The 15,563-nt window shown below is 64.0% G+C and carries 14 protein-coding genes and 1 pseudogene; 9 read left to right on the top strand and 6 right to left on the bottom strand.

From position 1 onward, the window contains the following. Nucleotides 1–3: 3 nt before the first annotated feature. On the bottom strand, nt 4–1,671 hold the full coding sequence (locus CBP34_RS10660; protein ID WP_269466774.1) for a methyl-accepting chemotaxis protein: 1,668 nt from the start codon (nt 1,669–1,671) through the stop codon (nt 4–6). Nucleotides 1,672–1,962: 291 nt separating this feature from the next. On the opposite strand from CBP34_RS10660, the gene CBP34_RS10655 reads away from it, so the two are divergent. The 7 genes from CBP34_RS10655 to CBP34_RS10625 all read left to right on the top strand — a co-directional run bounded on the left by CBP34_RS10655 (nt 1,963) and on the right by CBP34_RS10625 (nt 8,171). Beyond that, nucleotides 1,963–2,604, top strand: coding sequence for a peroxiredoxin (locus tag CBP34_RS10655; RefSeq protein ID WP_086912568.1), 642 nt, complete (start codon nt 1,963–1,965; stop codon nt 2,602–2,604). A 31-nt stretch (nt 2,605–2,635) separates the two neighbouring features. Further along, a complete protein-coding gene (locus CBP34_RS10650; protein WP_094098015.1) occupies nt 2,636–3,244 on the top strand; it encodes an RBBP9/YdeN family alpha/beta hydrolase in 609 nt (202 codons plus the stop codon). A 230-nt stretch (nt 3,245–3,474) separates the two neighbouring features. Continuing rightward, nucleotides 3,475–4,473 carry a sulfate ABC transporter substrate-binding protein gene (locus CBP34_RS10645; RefSeq protein ID WP_086928735.1) on the top strand — a complete coding sequence of 333 codons (999 nt, stop codon included), beginning with the start codon at nt 3,475–3,477 and terminating at the stop codon, nt 4,471–4,473. A 3-nt stretch (nt 4,474–4,476) separates the two neighbouring features. Further along, nucleotides 4,477–5,355, top strand: coding sequence for a sulfate ABC transporter permease subunit CysT (gene cysT, locus CBP34_RS10640; RefSeq protein WP_086912566.1), 879 nt, complete (start codon nt 4,477–4,479; stop codon nt 5,353–5,355). Between the two features lie 139 nt (nt 5,356–5,494). Continuing rightward, on the top strand, nt 5,495–6,421 hold the full coding sequence (gene cysW / locus CBP34_RS10635; RefSeq protein ID WP_094098014.1) for a sulfate ABC transporter permease subunit CysW: 927 nt from the start codon (nt 5,495–5,497) through the stop codon (nt 6,419–6,421). After that, nucleotides 6,411–7,535: a sulfate/molybdate ABC transporter ATP-binding protein gene (locus tag CBP34_RS10630; protein WP_086912564.1), complete on the top strand. Its 1,125-nt coding sequence runs from the start codon at nt 6,411–6,413 to the stop codon at nt 7,533–7,535. Before cysW ends, CBP34_RS10630 begins: the two co-directional genes overlap by 11 nt. A 108-nt stretch (nt 7,536–7,643) precedes the next feature. Then, complete coding sequence (locus CBP34_RS10625) at nt 7,644–8,171, top strand: disulfide bond formation protein B (protein WP_094098013.1); 528 nt, start codon at nt 7,644–7,646, stop codon at nt 8,169–8,171. An 86-nt stretch (nt 8,172–8,257) separates the two neighbouring features. On the opposite strand, the gene CBP34_RS10620 is transcribed toward CBP34_RS10625, so the two are convergent. Both CBP34_RS10620 and CBP34_RS10615 read right to left on the bottom strand, forming a co-directional pair. Continuing rightward, complete coding sequence (locus CBP34_RS10620) at nt 8,258–9,082, bottom strand: pirin family protein (protein ID WP_094098012.1); 825 nt, start codon at nt 9,080–9,082, stop codon at nt 8,258–8,260. A 20-nt stretch (nt 9,083–9,102) separates the two neighbouring features. After that, the gene (locus tag CBP34_RS10615) at nt 9,103–10,170 is read right to left on the bottom strand and encodes an alkene reductase (protein WP_086927416.1); all 1,068 of its coding nucleotides are present in this window, start codon (nt 10,168–10,170) and stop codon (nt 9,103–9,105) included. Nucleotides 10,171–10,346: 176 nt separating this feature from the next. Here CBP34_RS10615 and CBP34_RS10610 point away from each other — a divergent pair, with 176 nt between their 5' ends. Further along, nucleotides 10,347–11,240 (top strand): LysR family transcriptional regulator, encoded by an 894-nt coding sequence (locus tag CBP34_RS10610; RefSeq protein ID WP_094098011.1) that lies wholly within the window; start codon nt 10,347–10,349, stop codon nt 11,238–11,240. A gap of 35 nt (nt 11,241–11,275) precedes the next feature. Here the strand turns inward: CBP34_RS10610 and CBP34_RS10605 are convergent, their stop codons facing one another. Then, the gene (locus tag CBP34_RS10605) at nt 11,276–11,968 is read right to left on the bottom strand and encodes a glutathione S-transferase (RefSeq protein ID WP_208616322.1); all 693 of its coding nucleotides are present in this window, start codon (nt 11,966–11,968) and stop codon (nt 11,276–11,278) included. Then, complete coding sequence (trhO, locus tag CBP34_RS10600; protein WP_094098010.1) at nt 11,965–12,963, bottom strand: oxygen-dependent tRNA uridine(34) hydroxylase TrhO; 999 nt, start codon at nt 12,961–12,963, stop codon at nt 11,965–11,967. Before trhO ends, CBP34_RS10605 begins: the two co-directional genes overlap by 4 nt. A 183-nt stretch (nt 12,964–13,146) precedes the next feature. On the opposite strand from trhO, the pseudogene bla reads away from it, so the two are divergent. Further along, nucleotides 13,147–14,084 (top strand): annotated as a pseudogene (gene bla, locus CBP34_RS10595) (class A beta-lactamase). Here bla and argA read toward each other — a convergent pair. Next, nucleotides 14,071–15,417: an amino-acid N-acetyltransferase gene (argA, locus tag CBP34_RS10590; RefSeq protein ID WP_086912557.1), complete on the bottom strand. Its 1,347-nt coding sequence runs from the start codon at nt 15,415–15,417 to the stop codon at nt 14,071–14,073. The pseudogene bla and the gene argA sit on opposite strands and share 14 nt — an antisense overlap. Nucleotides 15,418–15,563 lie beyond the last annotated feature (146 nt).

The raw sequence follows: 15,563 nt of genomic DNA, 5'->3' as shown, positions 1-15,563 counted from the left end.
TCCTCAATGGGTGAGGTGGCGCACGCTGGGTTGGGGCAGGGTGGTGAATCGGTTGCCTGGTGCGGTGCGGGGTGTGGTGCGGGGGATTGTGCTGGCCATGCGTGCGCCGCCGCTGACATGAAACACCGCTACCAGCGCAGCCAGGCGCTGGGCCTGTTCACGCAGGTTCTCGGCAGACGTGGCGCTTTCACCCACCAGCGCACCGTTTTGCTGAGTCATCTGGTCAAGCTGCGTCACGGCCACGTTGACCTGCGAGATACCGTCGCTTTGTTCGGAGGCGGCGGTGCTGATTTCGCCAATGATGCCGTTTACCCTTTGAACGCCCTGAACGATCTCATTCATCGTCACCCCGGCATTGGCCACCAGTTGGGTGCCCGAGTCCACCTTTTCCACGCTCGACTGGATCAATGACTTGATCTCTTTCGCGGCCTCGGCGCTGCGCTGGGCAAGGTTGCGCACCTCGGTGGCCACTACCGCAAAGCCCCGCCCTTGCTCGCCCGCGCGGGCGGCTTCCACGGCAGCATTGAGCGCCAGGATGTTGGTCTGGAAGGCGATGCCGTCAATCACGCCGATGATGTCGGCAATCTTCTGGCTGCTGTGGTGAATGTCCTGCATGGTGCTCACCACCTGCTGCATGACTTCGCCGCCCTTGGTGGCAGTGCTGGCCGCCGTGGTGGCCAGCGCGTTGGCCTGGCGGGCCGAGTCGGCGCTTTGGCGCACGGTGGCGGTCAACTCTTCCATGCTGGCGGCGGTTTGCTCCAGGCTGCTGGCGGTCTGCTCGGTGCGGTGGCCCAGGTTCTGGTTGCCGCTGCTGATGTCGTCGCTGGTGGTGCGCAGTTGCGCAATGTTGTCGCGCACGGCGGACACCAGTTCATGAAAACGCTGCTGCATATCGCGCACCGCCACCATCACGCTGCCGGTGTCGCCCGACTTGATCTGCACATGGGCTGTGAGGTCGCCCTGTTGCATGGCTTGCACCACCGCGCGCACCTCGCTGGGCTCGGCGCCCAGCTCGCGGCCAATGCTGCGCGACACCAGTACCGTTACCGTCACGCTGATCAGCACAGCCAGCAAGGTGATGGCGAGCATCACGCCCGTGAACTGGCTGGCGTCCTGGTTGGCCGTTTCGCTGTTCTTGATGATGCGGGCTTCTTCGTAGTCGATGAGCTTGTTGGCAGCGGCCAGCCATTGCTCATACTGCGGTTTGGCTTCGGCCCAGAGCAGAGCTTCTGCGGCAGAGCGGTCACCAGACTGCATCAGTGCCACCACCTTATTGCTGGTGGCCACCGTGCGCGCCTCTATGTCCTTGAGCGCCTGCACCATGGGGCCCACTTCGGGCGGCACCTCCTTGGCGGTTTTCAGCACGGTTTCGAGTTGCGTGGCGGACTGCGCATAAAAATCTGCCAGCCGCGTGATGGATTCAACTTCCTTCTTGCGCGCGTCTTCGTTGGGCGCCAGCACCACGTCGCGCACCGCGATGGAGCGGTCATGCGCCGAGCCCCGGAAGTTGATGGCCGCGCGCTGGATGGCTGCGTTTTGCGTGGCATTGGCCGTCAATGCGCTGTCGATCCCCCGCGCAATCAACATGCTGTAGATCGACATTCCCAGTAAAGCCACGATGACCAGGCCGAAGCCTGCCATCAGGCGGTGGCTGATTTTCCATGTGTGCATTGTGAAATTTGCCTTGTGAGATGTTTTGGATGGGAGATGCCAACACAACCACCGGCTCTTCAAGCGACCGCGCCAGCAGCTGGTTTGTTTGCATTTGGTTACTATTGTACTCATGAGTCACAATAAAACTGATTGCAGCAAACTATCTACTCGATAGTTGTTTCGTGTCGCGGGCGTGTCTAAGGTTGCTTTTATTAGATGATTTGGCGATTAAATAACAAGAATTAAGTAGTTTGGGTTTTAAAGAGCGGGTCGCAGAATGCGCTTCAGCACATTCAAGGAGTCTTTTGCATGACCACCCTGCGCCTCGGCGATACCGCCCCCGACTTCACCCAGGAATCCACGGCAGGCGCCGTCCACTTTCATGAGTGGGCCGGCGATTCGTGGGTGGTGCTTTTCTCGCACCCCGCGGACTTCACGCCGGTGTGCACCACCGAGCTCGGCAAGACGGCGGCCTTGGCCTCCGAGTTCGCCAAACGCAACGTCAAGGCCATCGCCGTGAGCGTGGACCCGCTCGATTCGCACAACCGCTGGGTGGGTGACATCAACGACACGCAGAACACCACCGTCAACTTTCCCATCCTGGCCGACGCGGACAAGAAGGTGGCCAACCTGTACGACATGATCCACCCCAACGCATCGGCCACGGCCACGGTGCGCAGCGTGTTCATCATCGATCCCAGGAAGGTCATCCGCACCACCTTCACGTACCCGGCCAGCACGGGGCGCAACTTCGACGAGATTTTGCGTGTCATCGACTCGCTGCAGCTTACCGACGCCCACAAGGTGGCCACGCCCGCCAACTGGAAGGATGGCGACGACGTGATCATCGTCCCGAGCCTGCAGGACCCGGCCGAGATCGCCCAGCGATTCCCCAAGGGCTACAAGGCGGTGCGCCCCTATCTGCGCATCACCCCGCAGCCCAACAAGTAAATCCGCCCACTATCTCCGCCTACATGCAGCAATGCCGGCGCGACCGACCCGTCCTGTGACCACCACTTCCATCATCATCGTTCCGGGCTGGCGCGATTCCGGCCCCGGCCACTGGCAAAGCCTGTGGGCCGAGCGTCTGCCGCACGCCCGCCGCGTGGTGCAGGACGACTGGATCACGCCCACGCGGCTGGCCTGGGTGGGTCAACTTGAAAAGACTGTTCTGGCCGCGCCGAACCCCGTGGTCATCGTGGCGCACAGCCTGGGCTGCATTGCCACCACCCACCTGGGCCCGCAAGCCGCCGCCCGCGTGTGCGGCGCGCTGCTGGTGGCCCCGGCGGACCCCGAGCGGCGCGCCATATTGAACGACTTTGCGCCCGTGCCCTATGCGCCGCTGCCATACCGCAGCATCGTGGTGGCCAGCAGCAACGACCCCTATTGTCCCATCCGCCTTGCGGGCGCCTATGCGCGGGCCTGGGGCAGCGAGTTTGTGCGCATGCAGAACGCCGGGCACATCAACATCGACTCGGGCCATGGCGAATGGCCGCTGGGCTGGGCGTTGCTGCAATCGCTGGAAGGCGACCATGCTATCGTGCCACAAGCGGCCACAGCCCCACCACACGCAACGTCCGCAGTGGCTTGATTGCTACAATTTTGATAGCTATTGGCGCTTGATCAGCAAGCGCTAGCGGCCTTTCTTTCTTGAGTTCCCCGTGCTGGGCAATCGTCAAAGCAGGCCTGCAATCGCCCCGTGATGGTCGATGAAAAATCTATATTCCAATATGCGATTAATTAACAAGAATATATTCTTTTGAGTTTTAAAGATGCCTCCGCACAATGGGGTATCTCCAGCATCTTTTGGGCGACATCACCATGACTTCATTGAAACTCAAGACCCTTCTGGCCACTCTGGCCCTGGCAGCCAGCGGCGCTTCCATCGCGCAACAGACCCTGCTGAACGTTTCGTACGATGTGGCCCGCGAGTTCTACAAGGACTACAACGCCGCCTTTGTCGCCCATTACAAGAAGACCACCGGCCAGGATGTGAAGATCGACCAGTCGCACGCGGGCTCCAGCGCCCAGGCGCGTGCCGTGAACGACGGCTTGGCCGCTGACGTGGTCACCATGAACACCACCACCGACGTACAGTTTCTGGCCGACAACGGTGTGGTTGCCAAGGACTGGGCCAAGAAGTTCCCGCACGACGCATCGCCCACCACCTCAACCATGCTGTTCCTGGTGCGCAATGGCAACCCCAAGGGCATCAAGGACTGGGACGACCTCATCAAGCCCGGCGTGCAGGTGATCGTGGTCAACCCCAAGACCGGCGGCAATGGCCGTTATGCCTATCTGGCAGCCTGGGGCGCCGTGCGCGAAAAGGGCGGCACCGAGGCGCAGGCGGCCGAGTTCGTGGGCAAGCTCTACAAGAACGTGCCCATTCTGGCCAAGGGCGGGCGTGATGCCACGGCCACCTTCCTGCAGCGCAACCAGGGCGACGTACTGATCACCTTCGAATCCGAAGTGGTCTCCATCGACCGCGAGTTCGGCGCAGGCAAGGTCGATGCAATCTACCCCTCGGTGAGCGTGGTGGCCGAGAATCCTGTGGCGGTTGTGGAACGCACCGTGGCCAAGAAGGGCACGGCCCAGCTGGCCAAGGCCTACTTGGACTATCTGTATTCCGAAGAAGCCCAGGAGATCGCCGCCAAGCATGCGATACGCCCCCGTTCCGAAACCGTGCTCAAGAAGTACGCCAACACCTTCAAGCCGCTCAAGCAGTTCACGGTGGCCAAGTATTTCGGCTCGCTGACCGAAGCGCAGAAGGTGCACTTCAACGACGGCGGCCAGTTCGACAAGCTGTACAGCGCCAAATAAACCATGACCGCCGCGACCTCTGTGGCCGCGCGGGGCGCCGTATCGGCGCCTGCGCAGGCTGGCCGGCGTGCGCCCAAACGGGTGCTTCCCGGTTTTGGCCTCACGCTGGGCTATACGCTGTTCTATCTGAGCATCATCGTGCTGATCCCGCTATCGGCGCTGATCTTCAAGACCTTCACGCTGACCTGGGAGCAGTTCTGGGCGGCCATCAGCGCACCGCGCGTGATGGCCTCCTACCGGCTGACCTTCGGCGCCTCGTTTCTGGCGGCGCTGGTCAATCTGGTGTTCGGCCTGCTGATCGCCTGGGTGCTGGTGCGCTACAAGTTCCCGGGCAAGAAGCTGGTGGATGCGCTGGTCGACCTGCCGTTTGCGCTGCCTACCGCCGTGGCCGGTATCTCGCTGACCGCGCTGCTGGCCAGCAATGGCTGGGTCGGGCAGATTCTGGAGCCCATGGGCATCCAGCTGGCTTTCAAGCCCGCCGGCATCGTGATTGCGCTGATCTTCATCGGCCTGCCGTTTGTGGTGCGCACCGTGCAACCAGTGCTGGAAGACGCTGAGAAAGAACTCGAAGAAGCAGCCACCTGCCTGGGTGCCACGCGCCTGCAGACCTTCACCAAGGTCATCCTGCCCTCCATCACGCCCGCGCTGCTCACCGGCTTTGCCATGGCCTTTGCGCGCGCCGTGGGCGAATACGGCTCGGTGATCTTCATCGCTGGCAACATGCCCATGGTGTCTGAAATCACGCCCCTCATCATCATCGGCAAGCTGGAGCAGTACGACTACGCCGGCGCCACCGCTGTGGCGGTGGTGATGCTGGTCATCTCGTTCATCCTGCTGCTCGTCATCAATGCGCTGCAAGCCTGGCAGCGCCGGAAGTCATGAAACACCCCCTGAGTCGCTTTGCGCCTTCCCCCTCTACTTCGGGAGGGGGACGCACCCGGTGGCCTGGCAGAGCCAGTTCCACGGGTGCACTGGTCTGGACCGCGCCAGTCTCAAGCGCCACGCGCCACGGAAGGCCCATATGAATACCCGCACTGTTCGCCGCGCTCGGGCGGGCACCACCGAAGCGCCCTGGGTGCGCTACACGCTCATCGGTGTTGCGCTGGCCTTCATGCTGCTGTTCCTGGTGCTGCCGCTGGCCGCCGTGTTTGCCGAGGCGCTGCGCAAGGGCTTTGGTGCCTATCTGGAAGGCCTGCGCGAACCCGATGCCTGGTCGGCCATCAAGCTCACGCTGATCACCGCGCTGATCGCCGTGCCGCTGAACCTGGTGTTTGGCGTGGCAGCGGCCTGGTGCATTGCAAAGTACGAGTTCAAGGGCAAAGCCTTCTTGACCACGCTGGTGGACCTGCCGTTCTCGGTGTCGCCCGTGGTGGCCGGCCTGATCTATGTGCTGATGTTTGGCGCGCAAGGCTGGTTTGGCCCCTGGCTGCAGGCGCATGACATCAAGATCATCTTTGCCGTGCCGGGCATTGTGCTGGCCACGGTGTTCGTCACCTTTCCGTTCATTGCGCGCGAGCTGATCCCGCTGATGCAGGCCCAGGGCAACGATGAAGAGCAGGCGGCCATTGTGCTGGGCGCCACCGGCTGGCAGACCTTCTGGTATGTAACGCTGCCCAACATCAAGTGGGGCCTGCTTTATGGCGTGATTTTGTGCAATGCGCGGGCTATGGGCGAGTTTGGCGCGGTGTCTGTGGTGTCAGGCCACATCCGGGGCCAGACCAACACCATCCCGCTGCACGTCGAAATCCTCTACAACGAGTACCAGTCGGTGGCCGCGTTTGCGGCGGCTTCGCTGCTGGCCTTGCTGGCCCTGGTCACGCTGGTCATCAAGACGATTGCAGAACACCGCAACGAGCAGGCCCTCAAGGCCGCCGCCGAATTGCCCCCGAGCGGCCCGCGCCCGTGCCCGTGCCCACCGCCCGCTGAAGGAAAAGAACATGAGCATTGAAATCCGTAACGTCAGCAAGCAGTTTGGCGACTTTCAGGCCCTGCGCGATGTGAGCCTGGATATCGCATCGGGTGAACTCATCGCGTTGCTGGGCCCTTCGGGCTGCGGCAAGACCACGCTGCTGCGCATCATCGCCGGGCTGGAGACGGCCGACGTGGGCAGCATCCACTTCAGCGGCGAAGACACCACCGACGTGCATGTGCGCGAGCGCAACGTGGGATTTGTGTTCCAGCACTACGCGCTGTTTCGCCACATGACGGTGTTCGAGAACGTGGCCTTCGGCCTGCGCGTGAAGCCGCGCGGCCAGCGCCCGAGCGAAGCCCAGATCAAGCAGAAGGTGACCGACCTGCTCAAGCTGGTGCAGCTCGACTGGCTGGCCGACCGGTTCCCCTCGCAGCTTTCGGGCGGCCAGCGCCAGCGCATTGCCCTGGCCCGCGCGTTGGCCGTGGAGCCCAAGGTGCTGCTGCTCGACGAGCCCTTTGGCGCCTTGGATGCCAAGGTCCGCAAAGAGCTGCGCCGCTGGCTGCGCCGCCTGCATGACGAGTTGAATGTGACCAGCATCTTCGTGACGCACGACCAGGAAGAAGCGCTGGAGGTGGCCGACCGCGTGGTGGTCATCAACCAGGGCCGCATCGAGCAGAGCGGCTCGCCCCAGCAGGTATGGGACAACCCGGCCAGCCCGTTTGTTTACGGCTTCCTGGGCGACGTGAACCTGTTCCACGGCCGTGCCCACGAAGGGCTGGTGCATATGGAAGGCATCGAGCTCGATTCGCCCGAGCACAGCCAGGCGCAAAACGCCAAGGCCTTTGCCTATGTGCGTCCGCACGATCTGGATGTGGAGCGCTATGCGCCCGGGGCTGGCCTGGACATGCATGGCCGCCCGCGCGGTATCGTCGCCCAGCTGAGCCGCGCCATCGTGGTGGGCCCGATTGCGCGGCTGGAACTTATTCCATCCGACGACCACAAACCAGCGGACAATGCGTCCCCGGACCACTTGATCGAAGCGCAGATCCCTGCGCAGCAGTTCAAGGAGATGGGTTTTAAAGAGGGTGAAACGCTGGTGGTGACACCGCGCCGCGCCCGGGTTTTTCTGGACCACGCCGCTGGAATTTGACTCCCCCTGAGCCGCTATGCGTCGTCCCCCTGAGGGGTGCATTGGCATGGGGCGCGTCGGTTTTTGCGGGCACTGCCCTGGCAATTGCTTTTGGATGAGGGAGAAGAAATGAATTGGTTGACTGCGGCCCCGCGCCGCGTGCTGGCGCTCATCAGCATGGCCTGTGTGGCCATGCTGGCCTTTGGCATGTATTTGCAGCATGTGGTGGGCCTGGAGCCTTGCCCCATGTGCATCGTGCAGCGCTATGCTCTCATTGCTGTAGCAGTCTTCGCAGGGCTGGCAAGCGCAAGGGGCAATAAAGGCTGGTGGATGACATTCGGTGTGCTGGCCGTGGTTTCGGCCGGTTTTGGCGCCTTTGTGGCGGCCCGCCAGAGCTGGCTGCAGTGGTATCCACCCGAAATCGCCACCTGCGGACGCGATTTTTACGGAATGATCGAGAACTATCCCATCAGCCGATCCATCCCCATGATTTTTCGCGGCTCGGGCGACTGCACGGCGATCGACTGGACATTCCTGGGAGGCTCGATTGCCAACTGGTCGTTCATCTGGTTTACGGTGTTTGGCCTGCTGATGCTCGTGCTGCTGGTTCGTGGCCTGCGGGGCGGGCAGCGCGGTGGTGGCCTGTCGATGGCCTGATACTGCAGTAATTCAACAAAAAGAGCGCCATGGGGCGCTTTTTTTGTGGATGGGCTCTGACAGCCCCGACGTCTGTCTACCTTGATTTACAGCTGTCCCAACTCGCCACGTTGGTATGCGGCGGTTGCCGCTATCAGATCCTCCTGGCGCGCAAAAGCCATGGGTCCGTTGGAAAGGACCGGCTGGCGCAGCGGCGTGCCGATGAACACGGCGACCTGGGCCCCGCCAGCCTGGCCTGTGAGCCGGTGCGTCGTCGCTTCGGCCGCAATGGGCAAGATCGCGGCGCCCAGGTCGTCAAGGCCGAAGCCCACGCCATCGAGTTGCGCGCGGCCGTTGATCGGCATGACAAATGCGCGCTGACCTGCAGGTACCGATAGCGCCAGCGCAGCATTGGCGTCCAGAGAAATGTCCAGCAAGGTCACCTCGGTGGGCGGCGCCAGCGGCGATTGCACCCCGTCAAAGCTGCCCAAAGGCACGCGAATCCGGACGCCGGTGCGCTGCACGACGGGCACCTCTTGCGGCGCCAGTGTCAACGCGAATGGCTCAGCGTTCTGCCGGTCTTGCGGCAAGTTGATGAAGATTTGCAGCAGGTGCGTGGTGCTGCCGGGGATGGCGGGAACCTCTTCATGAACCACCCCGCGCCCGGCCGCAGTCCAGTGCAGGCCACCGGGCTCGATCAGATTGCGGTTGCCTTGGGAGTCGCGGTTGGCCATGCCGCTTCCCGAGTCGAGGAACAGATAGGTCGCGGCCGAAAAGCCCGCGTGCGGATGCGGCGGGAACGTGGGCGCGCTCATCCACGCGTGGTCGATTCCCATCAAGGGATCGAGCAACGCGGGATCGGCGCCATGCAGGCGAACCGCGCGGAACTGGGTGCCCCGGTTGGCGCGCTGCATGCGGGCGATGGTTGTCATGGCATGGAGCCTTGCGGGGTTCAGGCGCCGGGTGCTGCTGCCAGCGCCGGGTAGTCGATGTAACCCTCGGGGCCTGGCGAATAGAAGCTGTTCTTGTCGGGTGCATTGAGCGCAGCACCCAGGCGAAAGCGCTCGGGCAGGTCGGGGTTGGCCAGAAAAGCGCTGCCAAACACGGTGGCATCGGCCTTGCCAGCGGCCAGTGCGGCCTCGGCGCTTTCCTGGGTCAGGCCGCCGCCGATCAGGTAGGCGCCTTCAAAGCGCGGGCGCAGCAGGGCGTGGTAGTCCACCGGGGTACCAAAAAGGGCGACGTGCAGATAGGCCAGACCCATGCCACGCAGCTGCTCGACCAGGTAGGTGTAGGTCTCTTGCGGCGCTGCGTCGGTGATGCTGTTGAAGTTCATTTCGGGCGAGATCTTGATGCCTACGCGATCGGCACCTGCCTCGGCCGCCATCGCCTTGAGCAGTTCGAGCACAAAGCGGGCGCGGTTCTCGACCGAACCACCGTAGTGGTCTTGCCGCTGGTTGCTGCCCGAGGACAAAAACTGCTCGGGCAGGTAGCCCGAGGCGCCATGCAGCTCGACGCCGTCAAAACCCGCCGTGATGGCGCGGCGCGTGGCCTGGCGGTATTCGTCAATGATCCCGGCGATCTCGTCCAGGCTCAGTGCGCGGGGCGTGACGTAGTCGACCTGGCCCACGGGCGTCCAAGCCTGACCCGCAGGCTGGATGGCCGAGGGTGCCACAGGCGTGGCGCCATCCAGCAGCGACGGGTGCGAGATGCGCCCGCAGTGCATCAGCTGCATGAAAATGCGGCCGCCGCGGGCATGGACGGCCTCGGTCACTTGCTTCCAGGCGGCAACCTGGGCGTCGGTTTCAATGCCCGGTGTGCGCACATAGCCCTTGCCCATGGCAGACGGGAAAACACCTTCGGTGATGATGAGACCGGCACCGGCGCGCTGTGCGTAGTAGGTGGCGGTGATGTCGCCGGGCACGCCGTGGTCGTCGGCGCGCGAGCGGGTCATGGGGGCCATGACGAGGCGGTTGGGCGCCAGAGCGCGGCCGATGCGAACAGGGGTGAACAGTGGGCTCATGGTGTACTCCTTGGAATGTGACTGGGTTGGCAAACGACGGATCCGCGCTGACCATCCGAGCCTTGAGGTGGCACTGACAGGATCCATGCGAATGCGATGGATGCATCTTGCATTAATCTACAAAATAGATAAATACATCAAAATGGCATTCATTGATCCATAAATGGTGCAATCAAATGGAACTGCTGAACGATATGGCCTTGTTTGTCGAGGTCGCCCAAACGCTGAGCTTTCGCCGAGCCGCCGATGCCAGCGGGGTGCCCAGCTCCACGCTGTCCCGGCGCATCAGTGCGCTGGAAAAGGCCATCGGCCTGCGCCTGTTGCATCGCACGACGCGCAGGGTTGACCTCACCGAGGCCGGGCAGCTCTACTACCAACGATGCCGGCGCATCGTCGAGGAGGCCAGGCTCGCCCATGAACAGTTGGGCCAGATGCAGTCGCAGCCCAGCGGTCTGTTGCGCGCCTCGTTACCGGTGGACTTTGCGACCATCTACCTGGCTCCCCTGGTGGCAGAGTTTGCGGGTAGCTACCCCGGCATCACCTTTGACTTTGACCTCACCCCGCGGCGGGTGGACCTGGTTGCCGAACCCTTCGATGTGGCCATTCGCATGGGCGAACTTCACGATTCCAGTCTGATCGCCCGGCTGCTCGCCAGGCTCCCGGTGCAGGCCTACGCCTCGCCGCGCTATCTGGAGCTTTCGGGCGAGCCCACGCACCCCTCCGAGTTGACGCAACATGAATGTCTGGGCTTTCCCAAGGCCGGCAAGTGGGCGCTGCACCGGGGTGAAGAGACCGTGGATGTTGACGTCGGTGGGCGCTTTCATGTCAACAGTGTTGGCATGCTACGGCGCCTGGCCACGCTAGACCTGGGCGTGGTGGTACTGCCTTCGGAGATGGTTGCCGACGACCTGCCAGCCGGGCGACTGCGCAGGGTTCTGCCGGACTGGTACGCACCGTCAACGCCCGTCTATGCGCTCACGGAAACCCGCCTGCTGCCTGCGAAGACGCAGCGTTTCATCGAATTTCTGCAGGAGCGCCTGGGTAAGCCAGGGGCGACCATGCACGCCTGAGCTATTGCGCCATCACCGGGATGCGCACGGCCCCGTCAATTCCCTGGCGACGGCTTTTGCGCAAACGGAAACACCAGGCCCGCTGTGCCATCCACCCAGGCGGGCAGCTTGTGCATCACGCTCGCCAGCAGGGCGCTGGCCTGCCACTGCGCAAGCCAGGCTTGCAGATGGGGCCAGGGCTGGGCGCTCCACCAGTCCGCATCGATGCCGGCGAACTGCCGCACGAACGGCGCAATGGCCATGTCGGCCAGTGTCGCATGGTTACCGAACAGGTAGGAACGTGCCGCCAGTCGCGCATCCAGCTGGTGCAGCCAGGCCGCGGCCGGTGTGCGTTCATCCTCCGTGTTGGTATCCGGGTAGCGATTGGGGTATTTGCAGCGGTCCAGCGCCTGCTTGAAGCGGCCATCGCATTCGGCAATCAGTGCCAGCATGTCCTGATGGTTGCCATGGCTCGGTGCCAGCCAGGCGCCAGGGTCGTTGCGTTGCAAGGCCCACAGCATGATGTCCAGACTTTGTTCCAGCACCAGCCCGGGCGCGCCATCGCCGGTGGGCGGCAGCACCAGCACGGGCACCGTGCCCTTGGGCGATGCCTGCAGCAAGCTCTGGGGTTTGTTTCTGAGCACCACCTCGCGCAGCTCGCAGGTCTGGCCGCTTGCGGCCAGCGCCAGCCGCGCCCGCATGGCATAGGGGCAGCGGCGAAAGGAATAGAGGACGGGCAGGGCGCTCACGCGGAATCGTCCTCGCGACCCACCTCATCCCGGGTGATGGCCCGCGCCGGGTTGCCCGGTTGCCGCGCGCCCAAATGCACTTGTCCACGTTGGTCTGCCAGATCCATCTGGCTTTGCCGCTCGGCCAGTGCACGTTCCTGTTCGGGTGTGCGCGTGCCGTGGCAATAGGGGCAGCTCACCCCCCGCACGTAGTGGGGTGACGCAAGCTCTGCCTCGCCCAGCGGCATGCGGCATGAGCGGCACAGCTGGTGGTGGCCGGGCGCAAGGCCATGGCCCACCGACACGCGCTCGTCGAACACGAAACAGTCGCCATGCCATCGGCTGTTGTTCTCGGGCACGGTTTCGAGGTATTTGAGGATGCCGCCTTCCAGGTGGAAGACCTCGTCGAACCCCTGCGACTTGAGGAAGGCGGTGGACTTTTCACAGCGGATGCCGCCTGTGCAGAACATGGCCACGCGGGGTTTTCCGGCCAGCACGCCACCCGGCTGCGATTGCTGTGCCACCCAGGCCGGAAACTCGGCAAAGCTCCGGGTGTGCGGGTTGATGGCGCGCTCGAAGGTGCCGATGCCCACCTCGTAGTCGTTGCGCGTGTCCACCACCACCACGCCGGGGTCGTCGATGAGGGCGTTCCAGTCCTCGGGCTTCACATAGGTACCGGCATTGCGCGCGGGGTTCAGGTCGGGCACGCCCAGCGTGACGATCTCGCGCTTGAGCCGCACACGCATGCGGTAGAACGGCTGGCGTTCGGTGGGCGCCTGTTTGTGCTGCAAAGCGGCAAAGCGGGGGTCGCTGCGCAGCCAGGCGAGCACCGCGTGTACGGCGACAGGCGCCCCCGCGATGGTGCCGTTGATGCCCTCAGGCGCCAACAGCAGCATGCCGCGCACGCCATGTTCGTCGCACAACGCCTGCAGCGGCGCACGCAATGCGGCGCAGTCGGGCAGATCGACAAACTGGTACAGGGCAACGGTGAGATAGCGGGGGGTGACCGGGTCCACGAAAGGCGCGCCATTAAAGAGGTGGGGGGATGATAGCGGCCGCGTTTTGCCGCAGCGGATCGCGCAGTTGAGTGCATTGCCCGCGCTGTCCTATTCCCTGCCTGCCGTGGCGTCGGCTTGCATCCTGTGGGGGCTGAAGCGCCTTGTCTTTCAGGCTATCTTTCAACTTTTCTCCATTTCCTCATGCAAAGACGACATTTTTCTTTGGGTTGGATGGCTGTTTCTGCACTGCCCCTGTGGGGTTGCACTGCGGCAGGCATGGCGAACGGACCGGGTAGCGCCACTCGCGACAGAACCGCCCGCCAATGGAGCGACACGCTGGCTGGCATCGAGCGCGCCGCCCAGGGCCGCCTGGGCGTGGCCATGCTGGACACGGGCTCGGGCCTGGCGCTGGGTTGGCGGCAAGACGAGCGTTTTGCCATGGCCAGCACCTTCAAGCTGGTGCTGGCTGGCTGGCTGGCTGGATGCTTGCCCTGGTGGACCAGGGCAGGGAGCGGCTGGATGCGCGCGTGCACTACGCGGCAGCGGATGTGGTGGCGTATTCGCCCGTGAGCGGCCCGCGCGCGGGCGACGGTGGTGGCCTCACGGTGGGCGAGCTGTGCTCCGCCACTGTGAGCCTGAGCGACAACACCGCCGCCAACGTGCTGCTGGCGCGCCACGGCGGCCCGGCCGGGTTCACGGCTTTTGTGCAATCACTGGGTGACGGCATCACGCGGCTGGACCGCACCGAGCCCACGCTCAACGAAGCCGCCGTGGGCGACCCGCGCGACACCACCACGCCGCTGGCCATGCTGCAGACGATGCAAAAACTGGTGCTGGGTGATGCACTCACCGCCTCATCGCGCGCCTGGCTTCAGCGCTGGCTGGTGGAGACCCGCACCGGCGACCAGCGCCTGCGCGCGGGCGTGCCGGGCTGGACGGTGGGTGACAAGACCGGCACGGCCAGCGACAGTGGCACGGCCAACGATGTGGCGGTTTTGTGGCCACCCGCCGGTGGTGCCCCGGTGCTCGTGACCTGCTACCTCACGCGGTCCGCAACCAAGCCAGCGCAGCGCGACGCCGCCATCGTCCAGGTGGCGCGGGCCGTGGCAACGGCGCGCGAGACGTTCAGAGCTTCTTGACCAGCACCTGGCTGCGCCGGTCCCAGTTGTATTTGCGCTTGCGGGCCTCGGGCAGCCAGTCCGGGTCGACCACCACGAAACCGCGCTTGATGAACCAGTGCATGGTGCGCGTGGTCAGCACGAAGATGCTGTCCAGCCCCATGGCGCGGGCGCGCTGCTCGATGCGCTTGAGCAGTTTTTCGCCATCGCCCGTGCCCTGGCTTTGCGGCGATACCGTGACGGCGGCCATCTCGGCCGTGCGGGCCTCGGGGTAGGGGTAGAGCGCGGCGCAGCCAAAGATCACGCCGTCGTGCTCGATGACGGTGTAGCTTTCAATGTCGCGCTCGATCTCGGTGCGGTCGCGCTTGACCAGGGTGCCGTCCTTCTCGAACGGCTCGATCAGTTGCAGGATGCCGCCCACGTCGTCGATGGTGGCCTCGCGCAGCTCTTCGAGCTTTTCGTCGATCACCATGGTGCCGATGCCGTCGTGCACATACACCTCCAGCAGCAGCGAGCCGTCGAGTGCGAAAGGAATGATGTGGCTGCGCTCCACGCCCGCCTTGCAGGCCTTCACGCAGTGCTGCAAATAAAAGCCCGTGTCGGTGGGCTGCTGGGCGGTGGGCAGCGTGGCCAGCAGGGCCTGCGCCGCGGCCAGTGGCAGCTCGGTGTCGATGGGGTTGTCTTCGCTCGCGGGCTCGCCAGGCTGCATGCGGATGCCGGACACCTCGGTCAGGAAAATCAGCTTGTCGGCGCGCAGCTCGATGGCCACGCTGGTGGCCACTTCTTCCATGGCCAGGTTGAAGGCCTCGCCGGTTGGCGAGAAGCCAAACGGCGACAGCAACACCAGCGCGCCCATGTCCAGCGTGCGCTGGATGCCCGCCACGTCCACCTTGCGCACCACGCCCGAATGCTGAAAGTCCACGCCATCCACAATGCCCACGGGCCGCGCGGTCAGAAAGTTGCCCGAAATCACGCGCACCGTGGCGCCCGCCATGGGGGTGTTGGGCAGGCCCTGGCTGAACGCGGCCTCAATCTCGTAGCGCAACTGTCCGGCGGCCTCTTGTGCGCAATCGAGCGCCACCGAGTCGGTGATGCGGATGCCGTGCGAATACTTGGCGGCATGTCCCTTGGCCGCCAGTTGCTCGTTCACCTGGGGCCGAAAGCCGTGCACCAGCACGATGCGCACGCCCATGGCCTGGATCAGCGCCAGGTCTTGCGCAATGTTGTGCAGCTTGCCCGCCGCGATGCCTTCGCCCGTGAGCCCGATCACAAAGGTCTGGTTGCGGAACTTGTGGATATAGGGCGCCACCGAGCGGAACCAGGGGACGAAGGTGAAATTGAAAACGGCGGACATGTGCGGTGGACGGGGCGGTCGGAGAGGGTGGAAAACAGCCAAGGCTGGGATAATTCGCGATTGTCTATGAAGTTCCTGCCTTGACTGCGTCCACCGCCTCCACTCCCCTGCACATCGAGTTTCCGGAATCCCTGCCCGTCTCCGCG

The organism is Acidovorax carolinensis (genome assembly GCF_002157145.1).
Lineage (GTDB): Bacteria > Pseudomonadota > Gammaproteobacteria > Burkholderiales > Burkholderiaceae_C > Acidovorax > Acidovorax carolinensis.
This window is presented reverse-complemented; position numbering and strand designations above follow the sequence as displayed.